The sequence below is a fragment of the Streptomyces aureus genome (assembly GCF_001418135.1).
Lineage (GTDB): Bacteria > Actinomycetota > Actinomycetes > Streptomycetales > Streptomycetaceae > Streptomyces > Streptomyces aureus_A.
This window is the reverse complement of the sequence record NZ_LIPQ01000575.1, coordinates 1-4,089: the sequence shown is the minus strand read 5'-3', so window position 1 is coordinate 4,089 and position 4,089 is coordinate 1. Positions and strand designations below refer to the sequence as shown.

Below are 4,089 nucleotides of genomic sequence, written 5' to 3'. Positions count from 1 at the left end.
GCCCTCGCCCCCCGTGTGGGCGCGCGCCGTCCACACGAGGGTGGCGGGCGCCGCCCACACGGGGGGCGAGGGCGACGGGTGCTGCCCACACGGAGGTGGCGGGCGCCGTCCGCACGCGGGTGCCGGGGGGGTTGTCAGGTGGCCGCGGAGTGGCGGAAGCGGGTCGTGCGGTGGACCGGATCCGTGTCGATCTTCGGGATCACATGCTCACCGATCAGCTTGATCGAGTTCATCGTGTCCTCGTACGAGATCCCGATCGGCAGCCCGAAGGACAGCTGGTCCGCCCCCGCCTGCTCCCACCGCTTGCACTGCGCCAGGACCTCCGACGGATCGCCGCAGATCATCAGTTCCTCCTGGATGAGGAGTTCGATGATCTCGGCCGAGTACTCGGGCAGGAGCTCCGGCCACTCCGGGATGCCCTCCGGCCGCGGGAAGGTGTCGTGGTAGCGGAACAGCAGGGACTGGAGGTAGTTCAGGCCGCCGCCCACCGCGATCTCGACCGCCTTGTCGTGCGTCTCGGCGCAGATCGCCGTCGAGGTCACCATGACGTTGTCGTTGACGAAGTCGCCGATCGCCTTGGCTTCCTTGATCGCGGTCTTGTAAGACTCGACGACCCACTCCATGTCGGAGACCTTCTGCACGCTGAAGCCGAGGACGCCGAGGCCCTTCTTGCCGGCCATGGCGTACGAGGAGGGGGACCCGGCGGCGTACCACATGGCGGGGTGGGACTTCCCGTACGGCTTCGGGAGGACCTTGCGGGGCGGCAGCGACCAGTGCTTGCCCTGGAAGCCGACGTACTCGTCCTGGAGCCACATCTTGGGGAACTCGGCGATCGTCTCCTCCCACAGCTCCTTGGTGTGGTTCATGTCGGTGATGCCCGGCATGAACCCGAGGATCTCGTGGGAGCCCGCGCCCCGGCCGGAGCCGAACTCGAAGCGTCCGCCGGAGAGATGGTCGAGCATGGCGACCTTCTCGGCGACCTTCACGGGGTGGTTGACGGGGGCGAGGGGGTTGAAGATGCCGGAGCCGAGGTGGATGCGGTCGGTGGCGTGGGCGAGGTAGCCCAGGTAGACGTCGTTGGCGGAGAGGTGCGAGTACTCCTCCAGGAAGTGGTGCTCCGAGGCCCAGGCGTACTTGAAGCCGGACCTGTCCGCCTGGATGACGTACTCGGTCTCCTCCATGAGCGCCTTGTGCTCGGCTTCGGGATCGGTCTCGGCGCGCTTGCCGACGTATCCCTGTACGAAGATCCCGAATTCCAAGGGGGTTCACCGTCCTCGTGAGTTTCTGACGTGTCGTCAGATTCGTGATGTGCCCGACTGTCGCACCGCGGGGTGGACCCGTCAATACCTGACGAGCCGTCAGGTATGACTAGAAGAGGCTGACTCCCGCCAGCCACCCGCCGTCGATCACGAACGGCTGTCCCGTGATGTACGCCGAGTCCTCCCCGGTCAGGAACAGCGCGAGGGCCGCCACCTCGTCCGGGCGCCCGATCCGCCCGAGCGGCACGAGCCTGCGGTACAGCTCGGCCGTGGCGGCCGGGTCCACGCCCTCCGGGTTGCTCATGGGGGTGTCGATCGCGCCCGGGCAGACGGCGTTCACCCGGATACCCTTCGCGGCCAGCTCCAGGGCGGCCACCCGGGTCAGCCCGAGGACGGCGTGCTTCGAGGCGGCATAGGCGCCGACCCCGGCCATCCCGGTCAGGCCCGTGTACGAGGCCGTGTTGACGATCGTCCCGCCGCCGGCCGCCGCGATCTCGGGCGCGACGGTACGGATGCCGAGGAAGCACCCGGTCTGGTTGACGGAGACGATCGCCTGGAACTCCTCCAGCGGGGTGGAGAGCAGCTCGTTGAAGCGGAGGATGCCGGCGTTGTTCACCAGTCCGTCGATCTTCCCGAACCGCTCCCTGGCGACCGTCACGGCCGCGGCCCAGTCGTCCTCCCTGGTCACGTCCAGATGGACGTAGACGGCCCGCTCCTCCCCCAGCTCCTTGGCCAGCGTCGCGCCGGCGTCGTCGAGGACGTCCGCGAGGACGACCCTGGCCCCCTCCGCGGCGAACAGCCGGGCCTCCTGCTCGCCCTGCCCGCGCGCCGCGCCGGTGACGAGGACGACCCGCCCGTCGAGTGTGCCCATGTCCGTACTCCTAGAGGTGAGGGGCGACCTCCGTGCCGAAGGCCGCCATCTGGTCGATGAGTTCGGTACGGCTCCGGGAGCGGAACCGGACCTGGATCTGGTGCACGCCCATCTCCCCGTACGCGCGCAGGGAGGCGGCGATGTCCTCCGGGCGGCCACTGAGCGTGCGCCGGCCGACGGACCAGCCGGGCGTGCCGATGTACAGCGGCTCGGCGATCGCGCCGACGGTGATCGGTTCCGCGATCCCGGCCTCGGTGCGCAGCCGCAGCAGCTTCTGGATCTGTACGGCGAGCCGCTCGCGCGGGTCGCCCTGCGGGAGCCAGCCGTCACCCTTGAGCGCGGCGCGGCGCACGGCGGCCGGGGAGGAGCCGCCGACCCAGAGCGGGACGCGCTGCTGTGCGGGCCGTGGCAGCTGCCCGAGGTCCTTGAAGGCGAACCGCTCCCCCAGGTGCTCCGGGTACTCCTCGGGCCCGAGGGCGGCCCGCAGCGCGTCGATGGTCTCGTCGAGCACGGCGCCCCGGCGCGCGAAGTCCACGCCGAGCGCCTCGAACTCCTCCTGTACGTGCCCGGCGCCGACGCCCAGGACGAGCCGGCCGCCGGAGAGGTGGTCGAGCGTCGCGTACGCCTTGGCGGTGACGAGCGGATGGCGCAGCCCGACGACGGCGACGTGTGAGAGCAGCCGGACGCGTTCGGTGGCGGCGGCGAGGAAGGAGAGCGTGGCGACCGGGTCGTACCAGACGGTGCTCATGGCCTCGGCGAGCCGGCGCGGGATGGCGACGTGGTCGCAGCAGGCGAGGTAGTCGAATCCGTGGTCCTCGGCGGCGCGGGCGACGGCGAGCAGATCGGCGGCCCCGGCGGCCGCCTCCCAGGGCTCGGCGTAGATCGCGCTCTGCGACTGGACCGGCAGCTGCATCCCGTAGACCACCATGAGGAACCCCCTTGAGCCCTGGCCTCGCGGCCTTGTCTGACGAACCGTCATTTCCACGAGCGGGGCCCATGCTCGTACCTGACGGTCCATCAGACAAGGGGCGGGGGTCCACGGTCTACGGGCGCCAGAGGCCGTCCCGGGTGAGGCCGAGGAGGTCGATCGCGTTGCCGCGGACGATGCGCTCGACGACGTCCGGGGCCAGGTGCCCCATCTGCGCCTCGCCGACCTCCCTGGACTTGGGCCAGGTGGAGTCCGAGTGCGGGTAGTCCGTCTCGTACAGGACGTTCCCGACCCCGATCGCGTCGAGGTTCCGCAGGCCGAACGCGTCGTCGAAGAAGCAGCCGAAGACGTGCCCGGCGAAGAGCTCGGACGGCGGGCGCAGCACCTTGTCGGCGACCCCGCCCCAGCCGCGGTTCTCCTCCCACACGACGTCGGCGCGCTCCAGGATGTACGGGATCCAGCCGATCTGTCCCTCCGCGTACATGATCCTGAGGTGGGGGAAGCGCTCGAACTTGCCGCTCATCAGCCAGTCGACCATCGAGAAGCAGCAGTTGGCGAAGGTGATGGTCGAGCCGACGGCCGGCGGGGCGTCGGCGGACGTCGACGGCATCCGGCTGGACGAGCCGATGTGCATCGCGATGACCGTGCCGGTCTCGTCGCACGCGCGGAAGAAGGGGTCCCAGTGGTCCGTGTGCACCGAGGGGAGCCCGAGGTGCGGCGGGATCTCCGAGAACGCGACCGCGCGCACCCCGCGCGCGGCGTTGCGGCGGACCTCCGCGGCGGCCAGCTCCGGATCCCAGAGCGGGATGAGGGTGAGCGGGATGAGCCGCCCCTGCGCCTCGGGCCCGCACCACTCCTCCACCATCCAGTCGTTGTACGCCCGGACGCAGAGCAGCCCCAGCTCGCGGTCGCCGGCCTCGGTGAAGGTCTGGCCGCAGAAGCGGGGGAAGGTCGGGAAGCAGAGCGCGGACTGGACGTGGTTGACGTCCATGTCGGCGAGGCCCACGACAAGGAGGTCGCCCTCGCCTGCG

Annotated in this window: 4 protein-coding genes; all 4 read right to left on the bottom strand. The window is 70.4% G+C overall.

Translation table 11 applies throughout. The annotated features are described in order from the left end of the window. Nucleotides 1-134: 134 nt before the first annotated feature. A complete protein-coding gene (locus AOK00_RS34325) occupies nt 135-1,259 on the bottom strand; it encodes an LLM class flavin-dependent oxidoreductase (RefSeq protein WP_055604048.1) in 1,125 nt (374 codons plus the stop codon). Nucleotides 1,260-1,368: 109 nt separating this feature from the next. Next, complete coding sequence (locus AOK00_RS34320; protein WP_055604047.1) at nt 1,369-2,130, bottom strand: SDR family NAD(P)-dependent oxidoreductase; 762 nt, start codon at nt 2,128-2,130, stop codon at nt 1,369-1,371. A 10-nt stretch (nt 2,131-2,140) separates the two neighbouring features. After that, nucleotides 2,141-3,058: an LLM class F420-dependent oxidoreductase gene (locus AOK00_RS34315; protein WP_055604046.1), complete on the bottom strand. Its 918-nt coding sequence runs from the start codon at nt 3,056-3,058 to the stop codon at nt 2,141-2,143. A gap of 115 nt (nt 3,059-3,173) precedes the next feature. Further along, nucleotides 3,174-4,089 (bottom strand): amidohydrolase family protein (locus AOK00_RS34310; RefSeq protein ID WP_055604045.1); only part of this gene is annotated, 916 nt, incomplete at its 5' end.